The sequence below is a fragment of the Lysobacter brunescens genome, from assembly GCF_042677005.1.
GTDB classification, from domain to species: Bacteria; Pseudomonadota; Gammaproteobacteria; order Xanthomonadales; family Xanthomonadaceae; genus Lysobacter_I; species Lysobacter_I brunescens.
Genome location: NZ_JBHTIF010000003.1, coordinates 76385 through 101173, shown reverse-complemented (window position 1 = coordinate 101173; position 24789 = coordinate 76385). Strand labels below are relative to the sequence as shown.

Annotated in this window: 28 protein-coding genes; 5 read left to right on the top strand and 23 right to left on the bottom strand. The window is 66.5% G+C overall.

Going from position 1 to position 24789, the window contains the following annotated elements; all coding sequences use genetic code 11:
* Nucleotides 1-18: 18 nt before the first annotated feature.
* From pgsA to ACFQ0E_RS14325, 11 genes are all read right to left on the bottom strand, one after another.
* Entirely contained in the window at nucleotides 19-639 is a 621-nt protein-coding gene (pgsA, locus tag ACFQ0E_RS14375; RefSeq protein ID WP_386824959.1) for a CDP-diacylglycerol--glycerol-3-phosphate 3-phosphatidyltransferase, read from the bottom strand.
* Nucleotides 636-2588: an excinuclease ABC subunit UvrC gene (uvrC, locus tag ACFQ0E_RS14370; RefSeq protein ID WP_386824957.1), complete on the bottom strand. Its 1953-nt coding sequence runs from the start codon at nucleotides 2586-2588 to the stop codon at nucleotides 636-638. Before uvrC ends, pgsA begins: the two co-directional genes overlap by 4 nt.
* A gap of 22 nt (nucleotides 2589-2610) precedes the next feature.
* Nucleotides 2611-4038: a thioredoxin-like domain-containing protein gene (locus ACFQ0E_RS14365; RefSeq protein WP_386824955.1), complete on the bottom strand. Its 1428-nt coding sequence runs from the start codon at nucleotides 4036-4038 to the stop codon at nucleotides 2611-2613.
* A gap of 34 nt (nucleotides 4039-4072) precedes the next feature.
* Entirely contained in the window at nucleotides 4073-4567 is a 495-nt protein-coding gene (locus tag ACFQ0E_RS14360; protein ID WP_386824953.1) for a low molecular weight protein-tyrosine-phosphatase, read from the bottom strand.
* Nucleotides 4568-4570: 3 nt separating this feature from the next.
* Entirely contained in the window at nucleotides 4571-5350 is a 780-nt protein-coding gene (kdsB, locus tag ACFQ0E_RS14355; protein WP_386824951.1) for a 3-deoxy-manno-octulosonate cytidylyltransferase, read from the bottom strand.
* A 3-nt stretch (nucleotides 5351-5353) separates the two neighbouring features.
* Entirely contained in the window at nucleotides 5354-5605 is a 252-nt protein-coding gene (locus ACFQ0E_RS14350) for a hypothetical protein (RefSeq protein ID WP_386824949.1), read from the bottom strand.
* Between the two features lie 47 nt (nucleotides 5606-5652).
* Nucleotides 5653-6699, bottom strand: a complete 1047-nt coding sequence (gene lpxK / locus ACFQ0E_RS14345; RefSeq protein WP_386824947.1) for a tetraacyldisaccharide 4'-kinase — start codon at nucleotides 6697-6699, stop codon at nucleotides 5653-5655.
* Nucleotides 6696-8474: a lipid A export permease/ATP-binding protein MsbA gene (msbA, locus tag ACFQ0E_RS14340; RefSeq protein ID WP_386824945.1), complete on the bottom strand. Its 1779-nt coding sequence runs from the start codon at nucleotides 8472-8474 to the stop codon at nucleotides 6696-6698. The genes lpxK and msbA overlap by 4 nt, the downstream gene beginning before the upstream one ends.
* A complete protein-coding gene (locus ACFQ0E_RS14335; RefSeq protein ID WP_386824943.1) occupies nucleotides 8471-8911 on the bottom strand; it encodes an ExbD/TolR family protein in 441 nt (146 codons plus the stop codon). Before ACFQ0E_RS14335 ends, msbA begins: the two co-directional genes overlap by 4 nt.
* 1 nt (nucleotide 8912) lies before the next feature.
* Nucleotides 8913-9575 carry a MotA/TolQ/ExbB proton channel family protein gene (locus ACFQ0E_RS14330; RefSeq protein WP_386824941.1) on the bottom strand — a complete coding sequence of 221 codons (663 nt, stop codon included), beginning with the start codon at nucleotides 9573-9575 and terminating at the stop codon, nucleotides 8913-8915.
* Between the two features lie 144 nt (nucleotides 9576-9719).
* Nucleotides 9720-12053, bottom strand: a complete 2334-nt coding sequence (locus tag ACFQ0E_RS14325) for a DNA internalization-related competence protein ComEC/Rec2 (protein ID WP_386824939.1) — start codon at nucleotides 12051-12053, stop codon at nucleotides 9720-9722.
* Nucleotides 12054-12232: 179 nt separating this feature from the next.
* On the opposite strand from ACFQ0E_RS14325, the gene ACFQ0E_RS14320 reads away from it, so the two are divergent.
* Nucleotides 12233-12700 (top strand): metallophosphoesterase family protein, encoded by a 468-nt coding sequence (locus ACFQ0E_RS14320; RefSeq protein ID WP_386824937.1) that lies wholly within the window; start codon nucleotides 12233-12235, stop codon nucleotides 12698-12700.
* A gap of 39 nt (nucleotides 12701-12739) precedes the next feature.
* Here the strand turns inward: ACFQ0E_RS14320 and ACFQ0E_RS14315 are convergent, their stop codons facing one another.
* The 3 genes from ACFQ0E_RS14315 to ACFQ0E_RS14305 are packed head-to-tail and all read right to left on the bottom strand — an operon-like array spanning nucleotide 12740 to nucleotide 14204.
* Complete coding sequence (locus ACFQ0E_RS14315) at nucleotides 12740-12991, bottom strand: hypothetical protein (protein WP_386824935.1); 252 nt, start codon at nucleotides 12989-12991, stop codon at nucleotides 12740-12742.
* Between the two features lie 30 nt (nucleotides 12992-13021).
* Nucleotides 13022-13348: a hypothetical protein gene (locus tag ACFQ0E_RS14310; protein ID WP_386824933.1), complete on the bottom strand. Its 327-nt coding sequence runs from the start codon at nucleotides 13346-13348 to the stop codon at nucleotides 13022-13024.
* Between the two features lie 25 nt (nucleotides 13349-13373).
* The gene (locus ACFQ0E_RS14305; protein WP_386824931.1) at nucleotides 13374-14204 is read right to left on the bottom strand and encodes a trypsin-like serine protease; all 831 of its coding nucleotides are present in this window, start codon (nucleotides 14202-14204) and stop codon (nucleotides 13374-13376) included.
* Between the two features lie 184 nt (nucleotides 14205-14388).
* On the opposite strand from ACFQ0E_RS14305, the gene ACFQ0E_RS14300 reads away from it, so the two are divergent.
* A complete protein-coding gene (locus ACFQ0E_RS14300) occupies nucleotides 14389-15414 on the top strand; it encodes a NosD domain-containing protein (RefSeq protein WP_386824929.1) in 1026 nt (341 codons plus the stop codon).
* A gap of 52 nt (nucleotides 15415-15466) precedes the next feature.
* Here the strand turns inward: ACFQ0E_RS14300 and ACFQ0E_RS14295 are convergent, their stop codons facing one another.
* A complete protein-coding gene (locus ACFQ0E_RS14295; protein ID WP_386824927.1) occupies nucleotides 15467-15766 on the bottom strand; it encodes a hypothetical protein in 300 nt (99 codons plus the stop codon).
* 329 nt (nucleotides 15767-16095) lie between these two features.
* On the opposite strand from ACFQ0E_RS14295, the gene ACFQ0E_RS14290 reads away from it, so the two are divergent.
* From ACFQ0E_RS14290 to nhaA, 3 genes are all read left to right on the top strand, one after another.
* Nucleotides 16096-16416 (top strand): hypothetical protein, encoded by a 321-nt coding sequence (locus ACFQ0E_RS14290; RefSeq protein ID WP_386824925.1) that lies wholly within the window; start codon nucleotides 16096-16098, stop codon nucleotides 16414-16416.
* Nucleotides 16417-16657: 241 nt separating this feature from the next.
* The gene (locus tag ACFQ0E_RS14285) at nucleotides 16658-17101 is read left to right on the top strand and encodes a fasciclin domain-containing protein (protein ID WP_386824924.1); all 444 of its coding nucleotides are present in this window, start codon (nucleotides 16658-16660) and stop codon (nucleotides 17099-17101) included.
* Between the two features lie 10 nt (nucleotides 17102-17111).
* Complete coding sequence (nhaA, locus tag ACFQ0E_RS14280) at nucleotides 17112-18536, top strand: Na+/H+ antiporter NhaA (RefSeq protein WP_386824922.1); 1425 nt, start codon at nucleotides 17112-17114, stop codon at nucleotides 18534-18536.
* Nucleotides 18537-18625: 89 nt separating this feature from the next.
* On the opposite strand, the gene ACFQ0E_RS14275 is transcribed toward nhaA, so the two are convergent.
* From ACFQ0E_RS14275 to ACFQ0E_RS14240, 8 genes are all read right to left on the bottom strand, one after another.
* Nucleotides 18626-18817, bottom strand: a complete 192-nt coding sequence (locus tag ACFQ0E_RS14275; protein WP_386824920.1) for a hypothetical protein — start codon at nucleotides 18815-18817, stop codon at nucleotides 18626-18628.
* A gap of 303 nt (nucleotides 18818-19120) precedes the next feature.
* A complete protein-coding gene (locus ACFQ0E_RS14270; protein WP_386824918.1) occupies nucleotides 19121-19837 on the bottom strand; it encodes a class I SAM-dependent methyltransferase in 717 nt (238 codons plus the stop codon).
* Nucleotides 19818-20465, bottom strand: a complete 648-nt coding sequence (locus tag ACFQ0E_RS14265; protein ID WP_386824916.1) for a hypothetical protein — start codon at nucleotides 20463-20465, stop codon at nucleotides 19818-19820. Before ACFQ0E_RS14265 ends, ACFQ0E_RS14270 begins: the two co-directional genes overlap by 20 nt.
* 115 nt (nucleotides 20466-20580) lie before the next feature.
* The gene (locus tag ACFQ0E_RS14260; protein WP_386824914.1) at nucleotides 20581-21360 is read right to left on the bottom strand and encodes a hypothetical protein; all 780 of its coding nucleotides are present in this window, start codon (nucleotides 21358-21360) and stop codon (nucleotides 20581-20583) included.
* Between the two features lie 68 nt (nucleotides 21361-21428).
* Nucleotides 21429-22340 (bottom strand): DMT family transporter, encoded by a 912-nt coding sequence (locus tag ACFQ0E_RS14255; RefSeq protein WP_386824912.1) that lies wholly within the window; start codon nucleotides 22338-22340, stop codon nucleotides 21429-21431.
* Entirely contained in the window at nucleotides 22337-23128 is a 792-nt protein-coding gene (gene hutG, locus ACFQ0E_RS14250) for an N-formylglutamate deformylase (protein WP_386824911.1), read from the bottom strand. Before hutG ends, ACFQ0E_RS14255 begins: the two co-directional genes overlap by 4 nt.
* Nucleotides 23129-23262: 134 nt before the next feature.
* A complete protein-coding gene (locus tag ACFQ0E_RS14245) occupies nucleotides 23263-23454 on the bottom strand; it encodes a YgaP family membrane protein (protein ID WP_386824910.1) in 192 nt (63 codons plus the stop codon).
* 72 nt (nucleotides 23455-23526) lie between these two features.
* The gene (locus tag ACFQ0E_RS14240; RefSeq protein ID WP_386824909.1) at nucleotides 23527-24780 is read right to left on the bottom strand and encodes an NAD(P)/FAD-dependent oxidoreductase; all 1254 of its coding nucleotides are present in this window, start codon (nucleotides 24778-24780) and stop codon (nucleotides 23527-23529) included.
* Nucleotides 24781-24789: the final 9 nt, after the last annotated feature.

The following is a 24789-nucleotide window of genomic DNA, read 5'->3' as shown; positions in this document are numbered from 1 at the left end:
GATTGAAATTTTACAACGTTATTCGGCGCTGTCAACACTCTCCACTCGTTTGCCTTCGTCCGCCATCAGGGCGGGCCAGGCCGCCTTGAGATACTGCGCTCCGGACCAGAGGGTCAGGATCGCGGCGGCCGCCAGCATCCATTCGCCGATGTGGAAGATGGGCTGGCCCATCCATGGCATCGCACGCGGAGGCGTGTCCGGTGTCACCGAATAAAGCAAGCATAGCAGCGCGACCATCTGCGCAACAGTCTTGATTTTTCCGATGAAAGCGACTTTGACCGTGGCGCGCTGACCGATCTCCGCCATCCATTCGCGCAAGGCCGACACCGCGATCTCGCGACCGACGATCACCAGCGCCCAGAGGGTCATCCAGCGCGTGGGATGGCCCTGCACGATGAGGAACAGGGCGACCGCGACCATCAGCTTGTCGGCCACGGGATCGAGGAAGGCGCCGAACGCGGAAAACTGGTGGTAGCGACGTGCGATCCAGCCGTCGAGCCAGTCGGTGAACGCCGCGAGCGCGAACAGGCCGGCACAGGCGAAGTTGGTCCACCCGTAGGGCAGGTAGAACACCAGCACCAGCACGGGAATCATCACGATCCGCGCGAGGGTGAGGAGGGTCGGTACCGTCAACTTCATGGGAGTCCTTGCTGCGTGTCGATGCCGTGGAGGCTCGCGTAGATCCGTTCGGCGAGGGCGGCGTTGATGCCTTCGACGCGGGCGATGTCTTCGATGCCCGCCGCCTTCAGGCCGCCGAGACCGCCGAAATGCCGCAACAGATTAGCGCGTCGACGCGGTCCGATGCCGGGAATGTCCTCCAGTTTGCTCGTCGTGCGCGCTTTCTGGCGACGCCCGCGATGCCCGGTGATGGCGAATCGGTGCGCTTCGTCGCGCACCTGCTGGACCAGTTGCAGGCCGAGGGAGGCCGCGCCGGGGTGCAGTTCGCGGCCATCGGGCAGCAGCAGGGTTTCGTCGCCGGGGCGCCGGGCCTCGCCCTTGGCCACGCCGACGATCATCACACCGGTCACGCCGAGGTCGGCGAGCACCGCCTGGGCCTGGGCCACCTGGCCGGCGCCGCCGTCGATGAGCAGCAGGTCCGGCAGCACGCCGGCGCCGCTGCGGGTGCGTCCGGTCGCCGCCGCTTCGCCCTGCCCCTCATCTTCGGCAGCGGTCTCGGCGTCCTGGCGGGCCTCGACGGCGCGACGGAAGCGGCGCTCCAGCGCCTGGTGCATCGCCGCGTAGTCGTCGCCGGGCTCGATGCCTTCGATGTTGTAGCGCCGGTACTGCCCGCGCACCGGGCCATCGGCGTCGAAGACCACGCAGGAGGCCACGGTCGCCTCGCCCATGGTGTGGCTGATGTCGAAGCACTCGATGCGCTGCGGCAGTTCGTCCAGGCCGAGCATCTCGCGCAGCGCATCGGCACGTGCGCGCTGCGCGGCGTTGCTGCCCAGTTCGGTGGCGAGCGCCATCTCGGCGTTGCGGCGGACGAGGTCGAGGTAGCCGGCGCGTTCGCCGCGCACGCTGGTCTTGACCTGCACCTTGCGCCCGGCCGAGAGGCCCAGGGCTTCCTCGATCATCTCGCGCTCGGGGATGTCCCGATCGAGGACGATCTCGCGCGGCGGCGGCTGTTCGGCGTAGTACTGCGAGACGAACGCCCCCAGCACTTCCTCCGCGCTGTCCTCGCCGTTGGTCTTCGGGAAGAAGCTGCGGGTGCCGAGGTTGCGGCCGTCGCGGAACATCATCAGCAGGACGCAGGCCTGCGCGCCCTTCATCGCCACGGCGAGCACGTCCAGATCGGCGGCGCTGCCATCGACGTACTGGCGCGACTGCAGCTTGCGGATCGACGCGACGAGGTCGCGCAGGCGCGCGGCCTCCTCGAAATCCAGACGGGCGCTGGCCTGTTCCATGGACGCGGTCAGTTCGGCGGTGAGGTCGTCGCTGCGGCCGTCCAGCAGCATCGTCGCCTGGCGCACGCTGTCGGCATAGTCGCGCGCCTGCACCAGGCCCACGCACGGCGCGCTGCAGCGCCCGATCTGGTGCTGCAGGCAGGGTCGCGAGCGATTGCGGAACACGCTGTCCTCGCAGCTGCGCAGGCGAAAGATCTTCTGCATCAGGTTCAGCGTCTCGCGCACCGCGTACACGCTGGGATACGGCCCGAAATAGCGGCCGGGCAGCGATCGCGCGCCGCGATGGAAGGCGATCCTCGGCCAGGCCTCGCGGGTGAGCACCACGAAGGGATAGCTCTTGTCGTCGCGCAGCAGCACGTTGTAGCGCGGGCGCAGCGACTTGATCAGCTGGTTTTCCAGCAGCAGGGCCTCGGTCGGCGTGCGCGTGACCGTGACTTCCATGCGCGCGATCTGCGACACCATCACGGCGGTGCGCGTGGGCAGGGCCTTGGTGAAGTAGCTGGCGACGCGCTTCTTCAGCGACGCCGCCTTGCCGACGTACAGCAGGCTGTCGTCGGCGGCGTACATGCGATAGACGCCCGGCGCGGGCGTCAGCTCGCGGGCGTAGGCGCGACCATCGAAGCCGTCTTCGACCGGGTCGTCGGCCGTGCCGCCTGGCCCGCCGGATGCGTTGCCGACCATGCCGGACTCGGTCGCCGCGCGGTCAGTCCCCGATGGGGATCTGGCGCAGGCTGCCGTCGGCCGGGTCGAAGCGCAGCACGGCGTGGGCGTCGGTGTCGGCGATCCAGACGATGCCGTTCACCACCGCCAGGCCGGCCGGCGCGTGCAGGCGCTGCGGCAGGCTGATCGTGCTGACCTCGCCGCCACCCAGGCGCAGGGTGCGCAGCTGGTCGTTGCCGCTGTCCGCGACCCAGAGCACCGGCGAGGCGCCGTCCAGCGAGATCGCCTGCGGCTGCTGCAGCAGGGCGTCGGCGCGGGAACCTTCGAGGTTGCCGAACTGCCAGGCGCCCTGCCCGACCAGCGTGGTCACCTGGCGGGTGCGCAGGTGGACGCTGCGGATGGCCGAGCCGGCCTCGTCGCAGACGTAGAGGATCTGCTGGACGATAGCCAAGGCACTGGGCCCGGCGAAGCTGGCGGCGGGGCCTTCGCCATCGGCCAGCTCCATCCGGCCGGAGCCGGCGAGCAGGCGGATCGAGCGATCGCCCAGGTCGTAGGCCCAGATCCGGTTGTCGCCGGCGGTGGCGATGCAGACGATGTTCGAGGGCGAGACCGCCACGGCACGGGGCTGGTCCAGCGCGACCGCGCGCGGATCCTGCACCGGGCCCTCGGTCGGGGTGCCGGCGCGGCCGGCGCCGCAGAGGGTGTCGACGTCGCCGGTACTCAGCTTGATCCGGCGCACGGCATGGTTGCCGGTGTCGGCGACGTACAGCGCGTCGCGCTGCAGCCACAGGCCCTGCGGGTTCTGGAACGCGGCCAGTTCCATCGGACCGTCGATGAAGCCCGCGCCGCCGCTGCCGAACTGGCGGTGGATGCGCCCGGCGTGGGTGCACTCGAGCACGCGATGGTGCCCGGAGTCGACCACGTAGAGGTACTGCTGGTTGGCGGCGATGCCGATCGGGAAACGCAGCGGCAGGTCGGGCTCGCGGCTGCGGCGCAGTTCGATCGGGTCGGGATTGATCGATTGCGGGGTTTCCTCGGCGCGCAGCTTGGTGAACAGGCTGTCGAGGTCGCGGATCGGGCTGTCGCCGACCACGCGCTCGCGGATGCGGCCCTGGCCGTCGAGCATGACCACGGTCGGCCAGGCCTCGATGCCGTAGTGCTGCCACATGACCCAGTCGGCGTCATGGGCGATCGGGAAATCCAGGGTCTGGCGGTGCAGGCGCTTCATCACCCGGCGCGCATCGCGCTCGTGGTCGAAACGCGGCACGTGCACGGCGACGACATGCAGGTGTTCGCCGTGCCGCTTGCGCAGGGTCACCAGGTCGGCCAGCCGCTGCTGGCACCAGGCCGAACCGGCATTGACGAAGGCGATCGCGGTGATCTTGCCGCGCAGCTGCGCCATGCGCAGCGGGCGGGGAAGGTTCAGCCATTCGAGGCTGGACGGAAATTCGGGGGCGAGGGAAGGTTCCATAACCTGTGCAGCATCCGCAGTCAGGGCGCGAGCGTCAACCCGGCATTCGACCGGACGCGCCACGCGCGATCCGCGCGACGATGCCGGCCGCGGCGGCGTCGACCATGTCCCAGACGCGGCGGAAATCCTCGGGGCCGCCGGTGTAGGGGTCGGGAATCTCGGCAGCGTCCTCCGCATCAGTGCCCTGCCCGGCCCATTCCAGCAGCAGCGCCGCGCGCTCGCGCGCCTCGGCCGGCGCGGCGGCGCGGACATCGCGCAGCACGCTGCGGTCGGCACAGAGCAGCCAGTCGAAGTGGGTGAAATCGGCGCGGACCAGCTTGCGCGCGCGCTGGGCGCGGATGTCGACCCCGAACGAAGCGGCCACCGCGATGCTGCGCCGATCCGGGGGTTCGCCGGCATGCCAGCCGCCGGTGCCGGCCGAATCGACCTCGACCCAGTCCAGGCCATGGCGGTCCAGGTGCGCGCGCACCGCGCCCTCGGCCAGCGGCGACCGGCAGATATTGCCCAGACAGACCATCAGCAGCCGCATCGATCAGCCTCCCGCGCGCAGGGCGGCGAGATGGCGCTCGGCGCGGTCGAGGTCTTCAGGCGTGTCCACGCCCGGCGGGAACGGCGCCGGACTAAGGCGGACCGCGATGCGATGTCCGGCTTCGAGCACGCGCAGCTGTTCCAGCGATTCGATCCGCTCCAGCGTGGCGGGCGGCATCGCGGCGAAACGCGGCAGGAACCCGGCGCGATAGCCGTAGATGCCGATGTGGCGCAGCCAGTGCCCGCCGGAAGGCAGCGTGCCGCGATCGCGGGCGAAGGCGTCGCGCGGCCACGGGATCGGCGCACGGCTGAAGTAGAGGGCGTCGCCGTTGCCAGCGCGGACCAGCTTGACCGCATTGGGGTCGAACAGCGTCTCGACATCCTCGATCGGCGCGGCCAGGGTGCTCATCGGCGCGGCGCTGTCGACCAGCGCCTCGGCCACGGCGCGGATGCCCTCGGCCGGTGCGAACGGTTCGTCGCCCTGCAGGTTCACGACGACGGTGTCGTCGGACCAGCCGGCGATCGCCGCGCACTCGGCCAGGCGGTCGGTACCCGACGCGTGGTCCGGCGAGGTCATCGCGATGCGCACGCCGCTGTCGGCCAGGGCCTCGGCGATGCGCGCGTCGTCGGTGGCCACCCAGGCCTCGCGGGCGCCGGCCTCCAACGCTCGGCGGGCGACGTGCAGCACCAGCGGCTCGCCGCCGAGCAGGCGCAGCGGCTTGCCCGGCAGGCGCGACGCGGCGTAGCGCGCAGGAATGGCGACGACGAAATCGGTGCCCGGCATCGTTCAGGCGCCCCTGCGACGACCGGTGGCCACCCAGACCCAGCCCGCGATGACCGCGCCCAGCCACAGGAAACCGATCACGAGGCAGTCGACCGCAAAATCGAGGAAGGGGAAGGAGTTGAGGCGCGGCTGCTGCATCAGCGCCGGCATCAGTTCCAGCTCGGCGAACTGCAGCACGGTCCAGAAGCCGAGCCACATCGGCACCACCCAGCCGGCGGACGCGAGTGCGGCCAGGGCCCGCAGCCATCCCGCCATCCTCGCCTCGTTCCTGTTCACTGCGGTCCTGTGCATGTCTGCCGTGTTCACATCGATTGTCCTTGTGCGCATTCGCGCAGGCGATCCAGCAACATTACCCAGAATGCTTCGGGCAGTTCCGTGCGGATCGGCACGCTGTAGCACCGTTCGCCTGCGAATGGCGCGCATTTGACCGCATCCTTCGCGGTCATCAACACCGGCAGGTCGCTGCCGAACGCGAGGTCTTCGCGGGTGTAGCGGTGGTGGTCGGGAAAGGCATGCGGCACGACGGCGATGCCGAGGTCGCGCAGCAGCGAGAAGAAACGCTCGGGATGTCCGATGCCCGCGACCGCGTGCACGCGCTGGCCGGAGAACGCCGACAGCGGCAGCGCGCGCGCGCCGCGCAGCGCCTGCGCATCGCCGGGCAGCAGGCGCATCCGCCACTCGCCGAAACCGGCCTCGCCGGCTTCAGCGATCCGGCCGTCACCGGGCTCGGTGCCCGCGTTCACGACGTGGAAATCGCAGTCCGCACGACGCGACAGCGGCTCGCGCAGCGGGCCGGCCGGCAACAGCAGGCCGTTGCCGTAGCGGCGGCGGCCGTCGATCACCTCGATCTCGATATCGCGCTTGAGCCGGTAGTGCTGCAGGCCGTCGTCGCAGACCACCACGTTGCAGCCGCGTTCGACCAGCGCGCGCGCGGCGGCGGCGCGGTCGCGATCCACGCGCACCGGCACCACGGCCTCGCGGGCGATCAGCAGGGGCTCGTCGCCGGCCAGCTCCGGCGCGGTGTCGGCTTCGACCCAGCGCGGCGTGGTCGGGTCCTGGCGGCCGTAGCCGCGACTGGCCACGCCGGGGACCCAGCCCTCCTCGCGCAGGCGCTCGACGATGGCGATGACCAGCGGCGTCTTGCCGCTGCCGCCGGCGATGAGGTTGCCGACCACCACCACCGGCTTGCCCGGGTGCGTGCTGCGCAGCACGCCGTGGCGGAACAGCGCCGCGCGCGCGGCGACCGCGCCCGCGTAGACGTGCGAGAGCAGGCGCGCGGGCCAGGGCGGCGCGCTGCCGTCGAACCAGTAGGGCGGCGGCTGCGGGTGCGTGGAACGGGCTGTCGTCATGCGCTCGTCGACGCGCCGTCGGCGGCGTCGGGATCCCGGAACTGCATGCGATGGAGGTGGGCGTAGAGGCCGCCGCGCGCCAGCAGTTCGGCATGCGTGCCCTGCTCCACCAGATGGCCCTGGTCGAGCACCAGCACCTGGTCGGCATGTTCGATCGTGGACAGTCGGTGCGCGATGACCAGCGTCGTGCGATCGGGCATCAGCCGGTTCAGCGCGTCCTGCACGAGGCGTTCGGATTCGGTGTCGAGCGCGGCCGTGGCCTCGTCGAGGATCAGGATCGGCGCGTCCTTGAGGATCGCGCGCGCGATCGCCAGGCGCTGGCGCTGGCCGCCGGAGAGGCGCCCGCCCTTCGTGCCGATGTGGGTGTCGGCGCCTTCGGGCAGGCGCTCGACGAATTCGCTGGCGTTCGCGGCATCGAGCGCACCGCGCACCTCGTCGGCATCGGCCTCGCCCATCTCGCCGTAGGCCACGTTGGTGGCGACGGTGCCGTCGATCAGCATCACCTGCTGTCCGACCAGGGCGATCTGCCGGCGCAGGTCGGCCAGCCGGTACTCGCCCAGTGCGTGGCCATCGAGCAGGATCTCGCCGGATTCCGGCTCGTAGAAGCGCGGGATCAGCTTGATCAGCGAGGACTTGCCGCTGCCCGAGCGGCCGACGATGGCGGTGACCGTGCCCGGCTTCGCGACGAAGGACACGTGGTCCAGTGCTGCCTGTGCCTGGCCGGGATAACGCACGCCGACGTCGCGGAACTCGATCTGGCCGCGCGCGCGTTCGAGCGCGCGCGTGCCGGTATCGCGCTCCTCGTCGGCGTCGAGCACCGAGAACAGGCGCTCAGCCGAGGCCACGCCCTTCTGCAGCATGTTCTGCACGTTGGTCAGCTGCTTCAGCGCGGGGATCATCGCCATCATCGAGGTCATCAGCGCGACGAACTCGCCCGCTGTGAGCCGGCCCTTGATCGCCTCGCCGCCGGCGAAGAACAGCAGCAGCGCCAGGCAGATCGAGCCCATCAGCTGGATCACCGCCGAGGTGATGCTGCGCGTGGCCTCGACCTTCATCGCCAGGCGCAGGTTCTCGTCGGCGAGGCCACGGTAACGCGCCATCTCGGCCGGCTGCGCGCCGTAGACCTTCACTTCCTGCTGCCCGCCCAGGGCCTGGTCGGCGGCCTGCAGCAGGCGCCCACCGCTTTCCTGGATGCGGTGGCCGTAGCGCCGGTAGCGCTTGCCGACGGTGTCCATCATCCAGGCCATGATCGGTGCGATCAGCAGCACCGCCAGCGTGACCCGCCAGCTTGTGTAGAGCATCACCGACAGCATCGCGATGACCTGGAACGACTGCTGCAGCATGACCTTGGCGGCATCCACCGCCGCCTGCGCGACCTGGTCGCTGTCCGAGCCCAGGCGCATCTGCATGCTGCCGACCGGCTCGCGATCGAAGTGCTGGCCGGGCATGCGCAGGAACTTGCCGAACACCCGTACCCGCAGGTCGCGGGCGATGCTGCGCGCGGAGCGCGCCATGCACATGTCGGACATGTAGCCGGCCAGCCCACGCACCACGAAGATGCCGACGATGATCAGCGGCATCCGCCACAGCATGTCCGGCGACGGATTGTTCAGGCCGTCGGTGATCGGCTTCATCATGAAGGTGAAGGCGCCACCGGCGGCGGCCTCGATCAGCATGCCCAGCAGCGCCAGCGCGAGCAGGGCGCGATACGGCCGGGCGAAACCCAGCACGCGACGATAGATCGGCCAGGTGGGCGTGGTGTCGCGCTTGCTCACCGCTTCGCCGCTCCCCCGGCCTTCTGTTCGGGCGCGGTGGCGATGCTGATCTGGCGGAAGCCGAGCTGGCCCAGCGCGTCGAGCGCGGTGACCACGGCCTGGTGCGGCGTGCGCGCGTCGGCGCGCAGCAGCACGGGACGCTTGCGGTCATCGCCGGCGACCTCGACGATCGTGCGCTTCAGCGACTCCAGGTCGGTGCGCAGCGCCTCGCGATCCTGCACGAAATAGCGGCCATCGGCGTTGACCAGCACGCTCAATGCCTTCGAACTCGCCTCGGTCGGCGTGCCCTCGGCCTTGGGCAGCTGCAGCTTGAGCACCGAACGCGCGTCGAAGGTGGTGGTGACCACGAAGAAGATGATCAGCACCAGGATCACGTCGATCAGCGGCACGAGGTTGATCTCGGGCTCGTCGTCGCTGCGGAAGTCGCGGATCCTCATGTCAGATTCCAGGCACCGGCGGCGTGATCCCGCGCGCGCCGGACGCGGTCGGGGCCGAGGCGCGCGGCGCGTCGAGGGTATCGAGCAACTGGATCGCTTCGTGCTCCATCTCGACGATGTAGCCGGCGATGCGGCCACGGAAGTAGCGGTGGAACATCAGCGCCGGGATGGCCACGATCATGCCGGTCGCGGTGCAGATCAGCGCCTTGCCGATGCCGCCGGCCAGTTCGTTGACGTCGCCGATGCTGCCGTCGGAAATGGTGATGAACATCTGGATCATGCCGACCACGGTGCCGAACAGGCCGAGCAGCGGGCCGGCGGCGGCGATCGTGCCGAGGGTGTTCAGGAATTTCTCCATCCGGTGGACCAGATGGCGGCCCACGTCCTCGATGCGCTCGCGGATCTGGTCGCGCGGCCGGTTGCGCACGTCCAGCGCGGCGGCCAGCAGGCTGCCCAGCGGCGAGGTGCGGCGCAGGGAATCGATGTGGGTCGGGTCGAGGTTGCCGCGCGCGGCCCAGGCGCGGACTTCGTCGCCCAGTCCGGGCGGGAGCACGGTCTTGCGGCGCAGGGTCCAGAACCGTTCGAGGATGATCGCCAGCGCCGCCACGGTGAGCAGCAGCAGGGGAATCATCGGCCATCCGCCCGCCTTGACCAGTTCCAGCACGTCGCGTCCTCCGGCCCGGGGCCGTGTTGATTCAGGCACATAGCATAGCCCAGCCGTCCGGATGGGGGCTGCGGCCGGGAATGCAACGCGACCGGCATCACGCGCCTCGCGCAACGCCGCCCACGTCGCTCGTCACTCAGCCCGTTACTCCGCCCTCGCCCGCCGCGCTACGGCGTCCCAGAGGCGACGACGCCGCGTGCGCTCGTCCTCGTAGGCGATGCCCGCCGCCGTCAGCCGCAGGCGCTGGGCGCCGGTCTCGGCAGTCAACGGCGTGCGCGCCCCGCGATACCGCCAGCGCTCGACCACCGCCGGCTTGGGATGCCGGAACCGGTTGCCGTAACCCGCCGAGACCGGGGCGAAGCGGGCGCCGGTGGCGGCGACGAAACCGGGATCGGAGGAACCATCGCTGCCGTGGTGGGCCATCAGCACGACCTCGGCCCGCACCGCCGCCGGATCGTGGCGCAGCAGGCCGCGCTCGATCACGTGGCCGATGTCGCCGGTCAGCAGCACGGCACGGTGCGCGGTCTCGATGCGCAGCACGCAGCTCGATTCGTTGCGCAGGTACGGGAAGTGCGGCGTTGGATGCAGGACACGGAAGCGCACGCCATCCCAGGTCCACGCATCGCCCGCCCGACATTGGCGCAAGCCGGGCACGGCCGCAGGCCGGTTGCTGCCCTCCGGCGCGAAGACCCAGCGCATCGGGAACACCGCCGCCACCGACTCGAAGCCGCCGGCATGGTCGTTGTCGCCATGGCTCACCACGGCCGCGTCCAGCGCACGCACGCCCAAGGCATGCAGCGCCGGCACCACCGCCCGCTCGCCGGCATCGAAGCCCTCGGGAATCGCCGGACCCATGTCGTAGAGAAGATGGTGGTTCGCGGTTCTCACCAGCACCGACAGCCCCTGCCCCACGTCGAGCACGACGACCTCCACCTCACCGGGGTCCGGCGCCTGTCGATCCGGCCAAAGCAGCGGCAGCCACAGCAGCAGCGCCAGCGGCTTGCCCGGCAGCGCGCGGGGCAGCAGGCACCAGAACGCCGACAGCAGGGCCAGCGGCAGTGCATACCAGCGCGCTTCCGGCAGCCACCACAGCGCCAGCGGGCTGCCGGCCATCGTTTCGAACAGCGACCAGCTCGGATCGAAGGCCCAGGCCGCCAGTCGCCACGGCCATGCGCCCCACCCCGCATGCAGCGCCTCCAGCGCCAGGCCGACCAGCGACAGCGGCACCACGACCAGGCTCCACCACGGGATCGCCAGCAGGTTCGCGAACGGTCCGGCCAGCGAGGCCTGGCCGAACAGCGCCACGGTCAGCGGCAGCAGGCCGACCGTCGCGACCGCCTGCGCCGACAGGAAGTCTCGCACCGGGCTGCCGCCGCCGTCGGGCAGGCACCACAGCAGCCACACCACGCCGCCGAAGCTCAGCCAGAAGCCGGCGGTCAGCACCGCCAGCGGATCGACGACCAGCATCGCGACCACCGACATCGCCACCGCCGACCACGGCCGCCACGCACGCCGCGACAGCCGCGCGATGGCGACGACCGCGATCATCAGCAGCGTGCGCACCGTCGGCAGCGCGAATCCCGCCATCGCCGCGTAGATCGCGGCACCGGCGAGCGCGGCGAGCGCCGACGCCTGCACGCGTGGCGCGACCCGGCCGAGCAGCGGGAACAGCCACCACGTCGCGCTCGCCATCAGGGCGAAGAACCCGGCGACCAGCCCGACATGGAAGCCGGAGATCGCGATCAGGTGGGTCAAGCCGTTCGCGCGCAGCACGGACCAGTCCTCGTCATCGAGCCCGCGCGTGTCGCCCAGCGCGAGCGCGCGCAGGAAGCGCGACGACGCGTCCGGCACGGCGCGTTCGATCCGTCGCGACATCGCCTCGCGCCAGGCGTCGATGCCACGCGGCCCGCGCAGCTGGCGCGCGGTCTCCGGCGCACGCACGTAGCCACCGGCGACGATGCGATCGACGAAGGCATGCTTCTCGCCGTCGACGCTGCCGGGATTGCGCAGCCCGCGCGGCGCGCGCAGCTTCGCCGACAGCACCCAGCGGCTGCCTGCCGCCAGACGCAGCCTCGGCGCATCCGGCGGAGGCGTCTCGACATCGAAATCGTCGTACCACGCCAGCCGCAGCCGCGCGCCGCGCAGGGCCTCCGGCATCGCATCGACATCGTCGACCAGGAATTCGAAGCGCGTGCGCCGCGCCTCGTGGATCGGCATGCCCGACACCGTGCCACGCAGCAGGAAAACGCCGTGCTCCATCGACACCGGCAACTGGCTCGACAGCGACCACGAGGCATGCAGGCCGGCGAGCAGCATCCCCGCGCACAGCACCGCAAAAGGACGCCAGTGCGTGCGCAGCAGCGACACGACTGCCAAGGCCGCGATCATCGACAGCAGCACGGCATCGGGCGGCGCCGGGAGACACAGGCACAGGCCGATGCCGGCGAGCAGCCAGGCGGAAGCGGACAGGATGCTCATGCGTGATCGGAATTCCATGGGTCGGGATGCGCCAGCGTGTCGCAATCACTGCGCGGAAGATGTCGGCGGAGCGCGCGGTCTGCTGTAGGAATTTTCCGATCCCGCACAGCGCGTCGACGATCTACACTGCGAATCCCACGAACGTCCGTCGGCAGCGGACGCCCACCAGACTGCTAACAATGCCCCGCATCGGCGTGATCTCCGACACCCATGGCCTGCTGCGGCCCGAAGCCATCACGGCGCTGCAGGGCTGCGATGCGATCCTGCATGCCGGCGACATCGGCGCGGCGGAGATCCTCGCGCAGCTCGCGACGCTCGCGCCGACCACCGCCGTGCGAGGCAACAACGACAAGGATGCGTGGGCCTCCGACCTGCCCGAACGCGAGTGGATCGACATTCGCGGCGTGCTGATCCACCTGCTGCACGACATCGCCGATCTCGATGTCGACCCCGTGGCGAGCGGAGTTCACGTGATCGTGACCGGGCATTCGCATCGCCCGCACATCGAACAACGCGCCGGCATCCTCCACCTCAATCCGGGCAGCGCCGGCCCGCGTCGATTCAAGCTGCCGGTGACGGTGGCGATCCTGGAGATCGAACAGGGACGTGCATCCGCCCGGATCGTCGAGCTTGACATCGGGAAGTGAAGTCGATCGAACGCCTTGTCCGGCACACTCGCTCTTCGCTCACCCCAGATAGCGAAAGCAGAGATCGACAGTCACGAGCACCCCCAGCACGGCCTGCACACGATTGATCGACCTGTCGCCCGGCGACAGGGATGCATCGAAGCTGCCCCTGATCCAGAAATACAGCGGCACGGCGAGCAACAGAAGCCATGTGTATGCAGTGACCGCAGGCGGCGCCAGAAAGAGCCCCAGCATTGCGAGCACGAAGAGCAGGACGCGGGCAACGGCCCATGGGGTGATGGAGAGCGTCATGGCAGGCTTGGCCGGGCAAAGGACGGGTTGCTAGAAAAACATGCTGAAAATGATCAACAGCAGGATCGGCACCAGACCGATGAACAGGTTGAGCCAGACCGGAAAGCGTGGGATGAAAAGCACGAGCGCGGCGCACACAGCGCCGCATCCCGATGCAATAGCAACCACTCGCTCATACTTCAATCGCATTGCAGCTACATGGAGCGGCTCCGTTGCTGTGAGGATGAAGATGACCCCAATGAACAGGGCCGCCCAGACGAAACCGGACAGGAACGCCCAGCCGCACCGCTGCCTGCGCGACATTGACGGCAGTGGCTGGTCGGTGGGGCTGTCCGGCGGACGATAGGGGTTGCTCATCATTCGTGGCAGCGGAATGCCGTGGTTATTGATCCGTGGTTGCCGGCGACCGCGCCGACATCACACCTTCGATCCATGCGCGGTAGTGACCGAGGCGGACATTGCAGCTGATCTGGCCGTACTGCCCGAAAGGCACACGCGTCGTGCCCTTGTGCGGTGCAGTCCATGAGGTCAGCCCGGCCAGTCGCCAGGCCTCTCCGGTCTTGATCAGGATCGGGCCGCCGCTGTCGCCGGCACCGGATCCGCCTTCCAGCGGCAGCGCGGTGGCAGGCGCGTCGAACACGTAGCAGAACCAGCGGTCGTGGGCGCTGGTGACCTTGTTGTAGGCGCGGCGGAGCTGGGTGCGATGGGACGCGTCCATCCCGTAACCGGACACGCCATCGGCGGTGGCGCCCTTGCCGATGATCTGCACGATCTGGCCGAACTCGCCCTCGCCTTCGTGCAGGGCCACGGGGGCGACATCGGTCACCGGCTCGGCCAGCTTCAGCAGCGCGATGTCGTCCGACGTGGACAGCAGCGCGACGAACAGCGTCCAGTCCCAGGTCTGCATGGCCTGCTCTGCCAATGCCGGCGGCGGACTGCGGTAGCCGGAATGCACGACAACGCGCTCGACGTTGCGGGGAATGCCGTTGATCGTCACCTGCCTGAGCCCGGGCTGCCCGGCGACAGCATGCGCCGCGGTGACCACCCACTGCGGCGCGATCAGCACGCCATGTCCCTCGCCCGGCATGTCGGCGAGTGCGGGGAACTCGGAGGCCGGCAATCGATACTTCGCATCGTCGACATCGTCGCGAATGACGATTGCACTGGCTGTGGATGAAGCGGCCAGAAGCAGAAGCAGCCAGAGTCGAGTCAAGCGGAAATCCCTCGAAGAACGAACGACGGATCCGGATTGTGACATACGGGCAAATGCCCATGGCCGATCGCTCGAGCAAGTGGACCGTGCACTCTGGCTCCGTGCCTGTCCATCCCGTCCTCGGTGTCCGTCCACAGCACCGATTTGCGTGACCCCAAGCATCCCCCAAATCGAGGTGAAGATCATGCCGACGTCATCGCTGCCATCCTGGCTGTGCGCGCTCATCCTGCTGGTGCCCTTTCCTTCGTTCGCATTGAGCTGCGGCGACACCGTGACCTCGGATGTGCGGCTGACCGCCGACCTGCACTGCACCACCGGCTACTACGCGCTGCATGTGCCAACCTCCGGCGTCACCATCGACCTCAATGGTCATACCCTGAGCGGCGACATGCGCATCCCGGGCGTCAGCATCTACAACGCGAGCAGCGTGACCATCAAGGGACCGGGGAAGATCCGAGGCTTCTCGATCGGCGTGTACGGGCAGCGCAGCCATGCGCTGAAGGTCATGGGCGTGGATTTCGAGGACAACGTCGCCGGCGCATCGATCTCGCATGCGCTGTCCAATACCTTCGCCGGCAACACCTTCAGCCGCAACAGCGCCATCGCCCTGGCCTTCTACGACAACTCGACGATCGACCCGCGGATCGGCCCCGGGTATCACAGCATCGTCGACAACGCGTTCTCGGACGTCGATGGCGGCGTGCAGCTGTGTGGCATGGACACCGGCAGCAGCACGATCTCCAACAATGCCTTCGCGCGCTCGAAGGCGTTCGCCATCCGCCTGCTCGACAGCAGCGACCGCAACACGATCCACTCGAACGTGATCTGGAACGCCACCGAGTACGGCATCGTGGTGCGCTCCTCGAACATGAACAAGATCCACGGCAACGGCATCGACACCGGCAGCATCGGGGTCTTCGTGGATGCCGGACTCGGCAGCTGCAACCGCCCCGCCTCCGCAGGCGACCTCGCCTATTCGAACGACATCGAAAGCAACCTGATCCGCCAGCAGATCATCGCCATCCAGTTCGGCAACGGCGGCCCGGGCCGACCGGTCCGCAAGAACTTCGCCCGGCTCAACCAGTTGCACGACAATATCCTCGGCGTCTACTACAGGGTCGACACGGTGAGCAACACCGCCATCGCCAATGATGTCGCCGGCACCCTCACTCCCGTGATCGATGAGAGCGGAATCAACTATTACCATTGAGCGCGGGTTCGAAGCCCATCGCGCGCAAGCGGATCAGCGTGGACGACAGAGGTTACGCCCCCTTCTCGAGCCCGCAATGGACACATCGCCGTCCCAGCGACACCCAGGCGAACCACTTCGTGTGGAACCATTCGCCGCAGCGGGGACAGGCGAAGGAGAGCAGCCTGTACCACGCCACCGCCATCATCAGCATCCAGACGATGGCGAGCACAACTCCGGGGATGTCGGGCGAAACGAAGCGTTCGAGCAGCGCGACCGAGCCGCCTACGACAGGGATATACGCGATGAGGAAGAACAGCATCCAGCGTTCGCGCTTGCGGAGTTCGTTCCAACGGTCGGCATGGATGGTCATGAAGGACAGCGACCCTCTCGGAAGCAGAGAAGAGTATGCCTCATACCCCGGCAGCCGCCATGGCCGCTGTTGGCAAGTCCGGCCCGCCGCGACACCCTGCGGATGGTCGAATGCGCATACCGGGTGTGTGTGGGGGGGGGGGGGCGTCGCTTCCTGCAGTACGCGACTCCTTTTCGGCGGAGTTGAGACCGCTGTACGGCACTTTCGGCTTTGCCGGACCGGCTTTCTGCAGACAAATGGCGTGAATCAACACTCGAATAGCGAATCCTTACAGCGATGGTGCTACAACAAGCGGAAGGAACCATGCGATTCCTTCAAAGGAGACAACCATGCGCACTGTCTCAGGAGAACTCGCCGACGCCCTGAAATCCGGCGATCTGCACATTTCGCTGCTGGGCCATGATCGACCCTACAGCCTGGAGCTGGCTTACCGTGGAATCGGGTCGCAGAAGGGGCAGCCCGTCACGCTGACCTTGATCAAGATGCCCGGTTCGAACCCATCGCTGCACCCGCTGCTCGAATTCGAGGTGGAAAGAGTGGTGTTCATTTCCTTGCAAATCACCGACAAACCACCGGCCGAGCAAGACTCCCGGGGATGCGACGACACCACACGACGTCGTTCCAAGGTTGCCGATACTGCCTCAGACTGAATGGCATCCTGTCGATTGACTGGAGCCTCGCTCAGTCCGACGCGTCGTAACAAGCAAATAACATCACAAGGCGCAGCATGCACTGGCACTACGACGCAAGGTCGTAACGGCCACTCAGATGCGCCGCACCACTCCCCCACTCTCCGCACTGGGCATTCTCGCGTCCTGCCATGGGCAGGCGCCTTGGCTTCGGCCATTTCGAATCCGCGAACGGCGGGTTCGCTCGACAGGAATCAATAACATGAACACGCAAGTCAACACCACAGCACTCAACGTGCTCGATACCGCTGCCACCAACGGCTCGTTCAAGACCTTCGGCCTCGCCGTCGAGAAAGCGGGCCTCAGCGAAACGCTGCGCGGCCCCGGCCCCTTCACCGTCTTCGCCCCGACCGACGATGCGTTCAAGAAGCTGCCCGCAGGCCGCATGGAGACCCTGTTCAAGCCGGAAAACAAGGCTGAACTGGCCGCGCTGGTGAACTACCACGTCGTCAACGGCCGCAAGAGCGCGGAAGAAGTCGGCAAGTGGGAGAAGGCGAAGACGGCAAGCGGCCAATCGGCCCCCATCGTGATGAAGGACGGCAAGTTCAGCATCGATGGCGCCCATGTCACCTCCGCAGACATCGCTTCCAGCAACGGCGTGATCCACGGCATCGACAAGGTCAACATCCCGGGCAAGCCGCTGTAACGGTCTGTCCGTGCAATCCGAGAATGGCGGGGATTTCCCCGCCATTTTCTTTTTTGGCGGACGTTTACACCATGCCAGCATCGCAAGCATGCACAGCCAGGGCTCGGCCATGCCCGTGAGCCTGCAACGTTTGCCACGCGAGCCGGCCGACCGGTTCACGCAGGCGTTCGCACGTTTTCTCCGTATCGAAGCGGCCTCCGGAACCTTGCTCCTGCTGTGCGTCGCCCTCGCGCTGGGGCTGACGAATTCGCCCTGGTCTGCGGCTTATCTGGCTTTCTGGGACACGCCCATCGGCATCCGCTGGGGCAATGCGGAGCTCTCCCACACCATCAAGCACTGGCTGAACGACGGCGCGATGACGCTGTTCTTCTTCGTGGTCGCGCTGGAACTGAAGCGGGAAACCGTGCTCGGCGAACTGCGCGACCCGCGCACGACGGCATTCGCCATGGCGGCGGCACTGGGCGGAATGCTGGTACCGGCACTGCTGTTCGTCGTGCTCGACGGCAGCACGACCCCGCGCGGCTGGGGCATCGCCATGGCGACCGACACCGCCTTCGTCATCGGTTGCCTGGCCCTGCTGGGATCGCGCATACCGCGCAGCCTCCGCCTGTTCCTGCTGTCGCTCGCCATCTTCGACGACATCGGCGCCATTCTCGTCATCGCCATCGGCTACGGCGGCGCCCTGCACTGGGACTCGCTTGGCTATGCCGCAGCGGGGTTGATCGCAGTGGCGGGCTTCGGGTGGATGGGTGTCCGCGCCGTCGCCGCCTATATTGCGATCGGCGTCTTCATCTGGCTTTCGCTGTCCGAATCCGGCATCCACCCCACGCTCACCGGGGTGCTCCTGGGCTTCATGACCCCGGCCAGGAGTTGGGTCAGCGACAACCGCCTGCACGCGATCCTCGGCAAGGTCATGGCCTATCCGGCGGGCGCGCACTGGAGCGGCGACACCCAGGACCGCCGCGATCTGCAACGCGCCGGCATCGCGGCGCGCGAGGCCATCTCGCCGCTCGAACGCATCGAACTGTCCCTGCATCCCTGGGTGGCCTTCCTGGTGCTGCCGCTGTTCGCACTGGCCAACGCCGGCTTCCCGCTGGCGCTGGGAGAGGTCGACTGGCGACTCACGGCCGCGATCGTCGCGGGTCTGTCCCTGGGCAAGCCGCTCGGTATCGTGCTCTTCAGCTTCGTTGCGGCCCGGCTCAAGCTCGGCATCAGGCCCGACGGGCTTTCCTGGCCACTGATCGCCGGCGGCGCCACGCTCGCCGGCATCGGCTTCACCATGGCGATCCTCATCGCCGAACTCGCCCTCAGCCCCGATCGCCTGGGCTCCGCCAAGCTCGGCATCCTCACGGCCTCGCTCCTCTCGGCGATCTCCGGGGTGAGCCTGCTGCTGTGGCTGACCTCGGCCAGGCGCGGATCGAGCGAGGACACATAGGCGCCGGTGGTCGTCGGCACGCCACGCATGCGGCGCGAAACACATGGACGATGACCCGGGCGCAGGCAGCGCCCACGCCCGGGCAGGGATCAGGCAGCGTTCTCTTCCAGCGGGACCAGCCGATTGTCTTCGTCATATTGCAACCCGCAGAGCATCGCGGCCATGCCGCGCAGCGCGGCTTGCGGGCTGGCGCCGCTGGCTTCGCACAGGGCGATGAACTGAGGCGGGACTTCAACGATGAGGACGTTGGACGGCTGGAACTGCGGCTTGGGCTTGGACATGACGGCACTCCGTTTCGCCCGGCAGCCACTGTGGCCGCCGTTGGCGAGTCCACACCGCATCGCGCGCAGGCGCGTCAAGGTTTGCGCAGCAACTCGCCTCGACCTTGACGCGCCGAGCACGATGCAACACTGGGACGACAACGGTGGGCACCCACCTCACACCATCCGCGCACGCTTTTGCCTTTCGTAGGGCGCATAAGCCGAAGGCGTCATGCGCCATGATGCGACACCGATCATGTGTGATCTGAAGAAGGCGTATGGCGCATCGCTTATGCACCTTACACACTCCGCATTTTTCGCACATCAAGTTGCACGGCAAACGATAAGCATAAATCGCGGAAAATTGAAGCCTCGACCTGTAAGTTCGCGCAGTTTCTCCACAGCAAATCCAGCACTTATGAGGCTAGACAGGTAACGATGCAATGGATGATGGAAGTGCGTTGTCAACATCTGCGTTGACTGCCTGCGGATCTTGAACTCACTCTCAACCGCAATGCACTTATCGTAACGAAACTTCGGATGGGAAGCATAACCCCAGTACAAAGGCCAAAAGCAGGGGTGAGGTATCGTTACAATAAACAGTCCTTTCTCCCTAAGAATTTTTCTTGATGCAACAAAGAAAGCATCCAAGTCAGGCGAACTGCTAGCTGCCATATTCGAAATGGCCGCATCAAAAATCGGACGCAAACGACGACGAGAGTAATGCTCAACGCTATCAGCCAAGTACGTTATAGAAGATCTAGAGTGACGCACTTTGGCAAGTGAAACAGACTCTGAGCTAGGGTCTATTCCAACGGTCTTCTTTGAATATAACGACGCACGTGACGTGAGCCATCCAGTTCCGCACCCAATATCCACCAAATAATAAACCTTAGGCAACTCCTCGATTATCGCAGGAGCGAGCACGAAATTAGCGCTATGATCCTTGCCTGATGAAATTTGCTCCTCACGCAGGGCAGCAATTTCATCCCACTCGCGTGTCAAAATTTTGGGATTTTTCTTATTTTTTAGACTGATCATTTGCTATCCTAATTGATCGCACAAGGTCGCGCGCCATGGAATACATAGGATGCGACGAGTCAACCTCTTCAATCACATGATGCTCATTTGGCTTTTGACGACCAATCGCCACGTAAGACGAAGCAATATTGCCAGCATTGACCACGGTAAACCGAGTTATTGGCTCAAAGCCCAGTCTTCCATATTCAATGACTTCTGCCCCACGATCAGCCAATGCTTTGATTTCCGACGTGCTGTGATGAACAAGAAACGTCAACTCACCTCTTGATGCCTTTCCTTCAAGCAGGAAATGAATGCGTTTGTCTAATACCCAACTAGCATCTCGAGAACAAATCTCGCACCTTCCGCTATTCTTTAGCATTTCATACATATAATCATTTATCGCAGCAGAGTTTTTATATTTTTTAATGGCTCTCTTACGTTCTTGACGGATTTCAGAAAATGCAGCACCGCCAAATGTTATCAAAACTAAAATTACAACACCAACCTGCACTGGTGTGAGATCTCCATTCGGCGGGCGAAGAGTAAAAAAAAGACCTATCAGAGAAGCCGCTGCTGCCAACCACGTAAGCATAGACCTCATATGCTCTCTCCATTTAATCAGTTCCTTAACGAGGAAACAGGTCATCCTCGCAGTTTTATCACCTCGTAGCGACGCACATCAACTTGCCGTGAAATCCGCTTCACGCTCCATCCTCCAGAAAAGCGGCTTGCATTTCTCGTGAATGCGATTTGCAGTTCTTTTATTCGCCCCCAATAAGATGTGATGGTGGCTTGGGAACCTTGCAACAAGGAAGGGAAAACTTTTCTGTCGCACGGACATCAATATCGAAGACTGCGTTCTCCAAAAATTTCCGGCAGGCACGGATGCGCTCGTGAGAGAAATCTAGTCGCTTTCCGAGCAGATCTTTGAACTCAGCGAAACGACGCGCAGATGTAGCACCAACCACTCCTCGAGCATGAACGCATATGTTTCGCATTTCGACTAGAACAGCCGCTTCATTCAGATCCTTTGGTGAACCGAAAAGCTCAAACCCCATCTGACCCCTAAGACTATCATTCAGATCTCGCAGCCCGAGATATGAGAGGCGCTCGACCTTTTTCTCCGCGACTGCAGCACGCAGTTCGTCCATGCTCTCAAAATTCAGAACAAAATCTAGACGCTCCTGTTCGGACGATCTCAACATTTGCGGCTTCGTCTTATAAATAAGCGCAAGTAGATCACTCAGAAAGCAGAGAAAGTTGTCAACGGTACGCGTAAGAATAAGCTCTTGAAGCATTTCATCGTTGTCATCGGAGCCGTCTGAAGAATTTTCAACTCCGATGCTGGCATTTGCCTTATCCAAGAATGCCTGGGTCGCGAATAAAGCAAAGTCCAGAAGCCTAGAGTGTTCATTGACAAATGCCATAGCTGGCGCTGTAGCTGTCGGCACCATCTTGGTACCACCAGCTAGCCAGTAGAGATCATCGGAATGGGATAGCGGCATATGGTTGCCTAATTTGAAGCCCGTGTTGGGGCGCACTCAAAAGACTGCCACTACCCACAACCCCCGGTCAATTCAACAAAACCCTGTAACAACCAACAGGATCATCACTCCACCCTCCCCCGCGAAACCACCAACACCCCCGCAGCGACCAGCACCGTGCCCGCCACCTGCCACGCGCCCATCGGTTCATGCAGGATCAGCAGGCTGAGGATGATGGTGGACACCGGGCCGATCATGCCGATCTGTGCGGCGGGGCCGGAGCCGATGCGGCGGATGCCCATCATCGTGGCGAGGACGGGGAGCACGGTGCAGAGCGTGCCGTTGAGCAGGGAGAGCGCGTAGACCTCGCGGGCGAGGTCGGCGAGCGGCATCGGTTGCAGGATCAGGTACTGGCCGATGCACAGCAGGCTGGCGACGATGCTGGCGTAGGCGGTGAGGCGGACCGCGCCGATGCGGCCGACGAGTTCGCCGCTGCCGTAGAGATAGGCGGCATACGAGAGCGCGCTGCAGAACACGAGCGCGCTGCCGATGAGCGTGCCCTCGCCGTCCACGCGCAGGTCGTGGCCGAAGGCGAGCGCGACGCCGAGATAGCTCACGCCGAGCGCGATCCACTGCAGCCGCGAGGGCCAGCGCCGCGCGAGCAGCACGCCGATCAGCAGCACCAGCGTGGGCGTGAGGTAGAGGATGATGCGTTCGAGCGTGGCCGAGATGTAGGCGAGGCCGAGGAAGTCGAACAGGCTGGCGAGGTAGTAGCCGCAGGCGCCGAGGGCGAGGATGCGCCAGCGGTCGCCGGGCTGCAGCGGCGCGGCGCGGCGCGCGGCCCACACGCCCATCGCGACGAAGAACGGCAGCGCGACGATCATGCGCAGCGCGAGCAGCGTGACCGCGTCGACACCGTGGCGATAGCAGAGCTTGACGATGATGGCCTTGCCGGAAAACGCGACCGCGCCGCCGGCGACGAGCAGCACGCCGAGCGGATCGAGCCGGCGTACATCCGGCGTGGCGGCCTGGCTCATGCGCCGGCGTCGGCGCGCAATGCGGCTTCGATCAAGGACTGGATCGCGCGCGCGGCCGATGCGGCGAGCGCCTCGTCGTAGGCGAACGAGTCCTCGTCCATGTAGATGCGCTGGCTGATCTCCAGCTGCACGGCGCCGATGCCGTTCGCGGGATCGCCGTAATGCCGGGTGATGTAGCCGCCCTTGAAGCGGCCGTTGAGCACCCAGTCGTAGTGCTGCTGCGCCTGCAGCGCGGCTTCGATGCACACCTGGCGCGCGGGCGAACAGCTCGCGCCTGCGGCGGTGCCGATGTTGAGGTCCGGCAGGCGGCCGTCGAACAGGAACGGGCATTCGCCGCGAATGGAATGGCCTTCCCACAGCAGCACGCGACCGTGTTCGGCGCGCAGGCGGTCGAGTTCACCACGCAGCGCCTCGTGGTACGGGCGCCAGTAGGTGTCGACGCGCGAGGTGACCTCGTCCGGCGTCGGTTCCTGGCCCGGCAGATACACCGGGTCGCCGGAAAACCGCACGATCGGGCACAGGCCGGTGGTGTTCTGCCCGGGATACAGCGAGACATCGTCCGGCGGTCGGTTGAGGTCGACGACGTAGCGCGAGTACGTCGGCACGAGGATCGAGGCGCCGAGGTCGCGCGCGAAGGTGTAGAGCCGCGACACGTGCCAGTCGGTGTCGGGCGCGCGCCGCGCTTCGGGCGTCATGCGCGCGGCGAGATCGTCGGGAATGCGGCTGCCGTCGTGCGGCAGGCTCACCAGGAGCGGCGCGGTGCCGCGATGCAGGCTGCAGATATCCATGCCGGGGATTCTACCGGCGTGGCGTCACGGAGGCTTGGCGCTGTTCGTGTGCTGAGCGACTGCAGCAGCAGGGCTAAACCCATCCCCACCCCGGCCCTCCCCTTGAAGGGGAGGGAGAAAGGCGGCGTCCTTGGTCAGGTGCGGCAGGTGTTGATGCCCAGCAGCGTGTACAGCGGGCACCAGTTCAGTGCGGCGGTGGCCAGCGGCACCAGGCCGATCAGGCCGAGGTACTTGAGCGGCGCATCGAGCACGAAGAACAGCGCAAGCAGACCGATGCCGATGACGACGCGGAGGATGCGATCGACGGAACCTACATTCGCTTTCATGGCGAGCACTCCTGCTGGGGTGCGGCCAGTGTCGCGCTGCTGGGCTGCGCCGGCTTGATCCGGCGCAATTTCTCAGACGAAACGTTCCGGCCGGTACGGCGCTGGGTCGAGCGCCGGTGCGCGGCCGGCCATCAGGTCGGCTAGCAGCTGCGCGCTGCCGCAGCTCATGCCCACGCCCATCATGCCGTGGCCGGTGTTCATCCACACCCGACGCATGCCGGGCGCGCGACCGATCAGCGGCATGTCGTCGCGGCTCATCGGGCGCCAGCCGAACCACTGCTCGCGCACTTCGGGGCCGACGGGATCGTGCAGGTACTCCCGCGCGCCGCGTTCGAGCGCGCCGAGGCGGCGGGCGTTGAGCGTGTCGTCGAAACCGGAGAATTCCATCGTGCTGCCGAGGCGGAAACCGCTGCCCCAGGCGGTGACGCAGACCGAACGTTCGCGCAGCACCAGCGGGCGCTTCGGCACGCGGGCCGGCGCGCTGTAGGTGATCGAATAGCCCTTGCCGGGCTGGATGATGCGCTTGAGCCACGGCAGGCCGAGCGCGTCGGCGGATTTCGCGCTCCACGCACCGAGCGCGAGCACGGCGTTGCGTGCGCGGACCTGGCCGTGGTCGGTGAACGCGACAACACCCTCGCGGTCCTCGCGCAGGCCATGCAGCGCGCAGTGTTCGACGATCTCGCCGCCTCGGTCGCGGATGGCGCGGGCCAGTTCGGCGAGGTAGCGGTCCGGACGCAGCGCGGCATCGCCGGAGAAGCGCAGCGCACCGGCGACGCCGGGCTTTAGGGCGGGCTCCTCGGCTTCGAGGCGCTTGCCGTCGACCAGCTCGACCGACACGCCCAGCTCGCGAAGCAGCGGGATCTCGCGCTGGCCATGCGCGAAGGCGCGCGGGTCACGGAAGACGTAATCCTCGCCGGATTCGACGAATTCGCAGTCCAGGCCGAAGCGTGTGATCCAGTCGCAGAGACGGCGGCGGGAGTCGTCGAGCAGGACGTACTTGCCGCGCGCGCTGGCTTCCCAGTCGCGCCGGTTGCAGCGGCGCGAGAACCCAAGCAGCCAGCGCCACAGCAGCGGGTCGTAGCGCGGCGGGATGTACAGCGGCGCGTCGGGGGTGAGCGCCCATTTCAGGGCCTTGAACACGGTGCCCGGCGCCGCGAGCGGCGGCGCATGGCTCGGCGTGATGGTGCCGCAGTTGCCGTGCGAGGCGCCGCTGCCGAGTGTGCGCGCCTCGATCACGCGCACGCCGCGTCCGCTTTCCAGCAGGGCGAGCGCCGCCGTCAGGCCGCTGACGCCACCACCCACGATCAGGACATCGATTTCCGACATCGTTCCGTT

Excerpts from the sequence above, each read along its gene's own strand:
- ACFQ0E_RS14350 (WP_386824949.1), bottom strand. The coding sequence starts at position 5,605 with ATGGCGGGATGGCTGCGGGCCCTGGCCGCACTCGCGTCCGCCGGCTGG.
- ACFQ0E_RS14335 (WP_386824943.1), bottom strand. The coding sequence starts at position 8,911 with ATGAGGATCCGCGACTTCCGCAGCGACGACGAGCCCGAGATCAACCTC.
- ACFQ0E_RS14270 (WP_386824918.1), bottom strand. The coding sequence starts at position 19,837 with ATGATCAGTCTAAAAAATAAGAAAAATCCCAAAATTTTGACACGCGAG.
- ACFQ0E_RS14360 (WP_386824953.1), bottom strand. The coding sequence starts at position 4,567 with ATGCGGCTGCTGATGGTCTGTCTGGGCAATATCTGCCGGTCGCCGCTG.
- ACFQ0E_RS14245 (WP_386824910.1), bottom strand. The coding sequence starts at position 23,454 with ATGAAAGCGAATGTAGGTTCCGTCGATCGCATCCTCCGCGTCGTCATC.
- ACFQ0E_RS14265 (WP_386824916.1), bottom strand. The coding sequence starts at position 20,465 with ATGACCTGTTTCCTCGTTAAGGAACTGATTAAATGGAGAGAGCATATG.
- ACFQ0E_RS14255 (WP_386824912.1), bottom strand. The coding sequence starts at position 22,340 with ATGAGCCAGGCCGCCACGCCGGATGTACGCCGGCTCGATCCGCTCGGC.
- ACFQ0E_RS14300 (WP_386824929.1), top strand. The coding sequence starts at position 14,389 with ATGCCGACGTCATCGCTGCCATCCTGGCTGTGCGCGCTCATCCTGCTG.
- ACFQ0E_RS14275 (WP_386824920.1), bottom strand. The coding sequence starts at position 18,817 with ATGTCCAAGCCCAAGCCGCAGTTCCAGCCGTCCAACGTCCTCATCGTT.
- ACFQ0E_RS14315 (WP_386824935.1), bottom strand. The coding sequence starts at position 12,991 with ATGACGCTCTCCATCACCCCATGGGCCGTTGCCCGCGTCCTGCTCTTC.
- ACFQ0E_RS14325 (WP_386824939.1), bottom strand. The coding sequence starts at position 12,053 with ATGAGCATCCTGTCCGCTTCCGCCTGGCTGCTCGCCGGCATCGGCCTG.
- ACFQ0E_RS14240 (WP_386824909.1), bottom strand. The coding sequence starts at position 24,780 with ATGTCGGAAATCGATGTCCTGATCGTGGGTGGTGGCGTCAGCGGCCTG.
- ACFQ0E_RS14320 (WP_386824937.1), top strand. The coding sequence starts at position 12,233 with ATGCCCCGCATCGGCGTGATCTCCGACACCCATGGCCTGCTGCGGCCC.
- ACFQ0E_RS14290 (WP_386824925.1), top strand. The coding sequence starts at position 16,096 with ATGCGCACTGTCTCAGGAGAACTCGCCGACGCCCTGAAATCCGGCGAT.
- ACFQ0E_RS14365 (WP_386824955.1), bottom strand. The coding sequence starts at position 4,038 with ATGGAACCTTCCCTCGCCCCCGAATTTCCGTCCAGCCTCGAATGGCTG.
- ACFQ0E_RS14310 (WP_386824933.1), bottom strand. The coding sequence starts at position 13,348 with ATGAGCAACCCCTATCGTCCGCCGGACAGCCCCACCGACCAGCCACTG.
- hutG (WP_386824911.1), bottom strand. The coding sequence starts at position 23,128 with ATGGATATCTGCAGCCTGCATCGCGGCACCGCGCCGCTCCTGGTGAGC.
- pgsA (WP_386824959.1), bottom strand. The coding sequence starts at position 639 with ATGAAGTTGACGGTACCGACCCTCCTCACCCTCGCGCGGATCGTGATG.
- uvrC (WP_386824957.1), bottom strand. The coding sequence starts at position 2,588 with ATGGTCGGCAACGCATCCGGCGGGCCAGGCGGCACGGCCGACGACCCG.
- ACFQ0E_RS14285 (WP_386824924.1), top strand. The coding sequence starts at position 16,658 with ATGAACACGCAAGTCAACACCACAGCACTCAACGTGCTCGATACCGCT.
- kdsB (WP_386824951.1), bottom strand. The coding sequence starts at position 5,350 with ATGCCGGGCACCGATTTCGTCGTCGCCATTCCTGCGCGCTACGCCGCG.
- lpxK (WP_386824947.1), bottom strand. The coding sequence starts at position 6,699 with ATGACGACAGCCCGTTCCACGCACCCGCAGCCGCCGCCCTACTGGTTC.
- ACFQ0E_RS14295 (WP_386824927.1), bottom strand. The coding sequence starts at position 15,766 with ATGACCATCCATGCCGACCGTTGGAACGAACTCCGCAAGCGCGAACGC.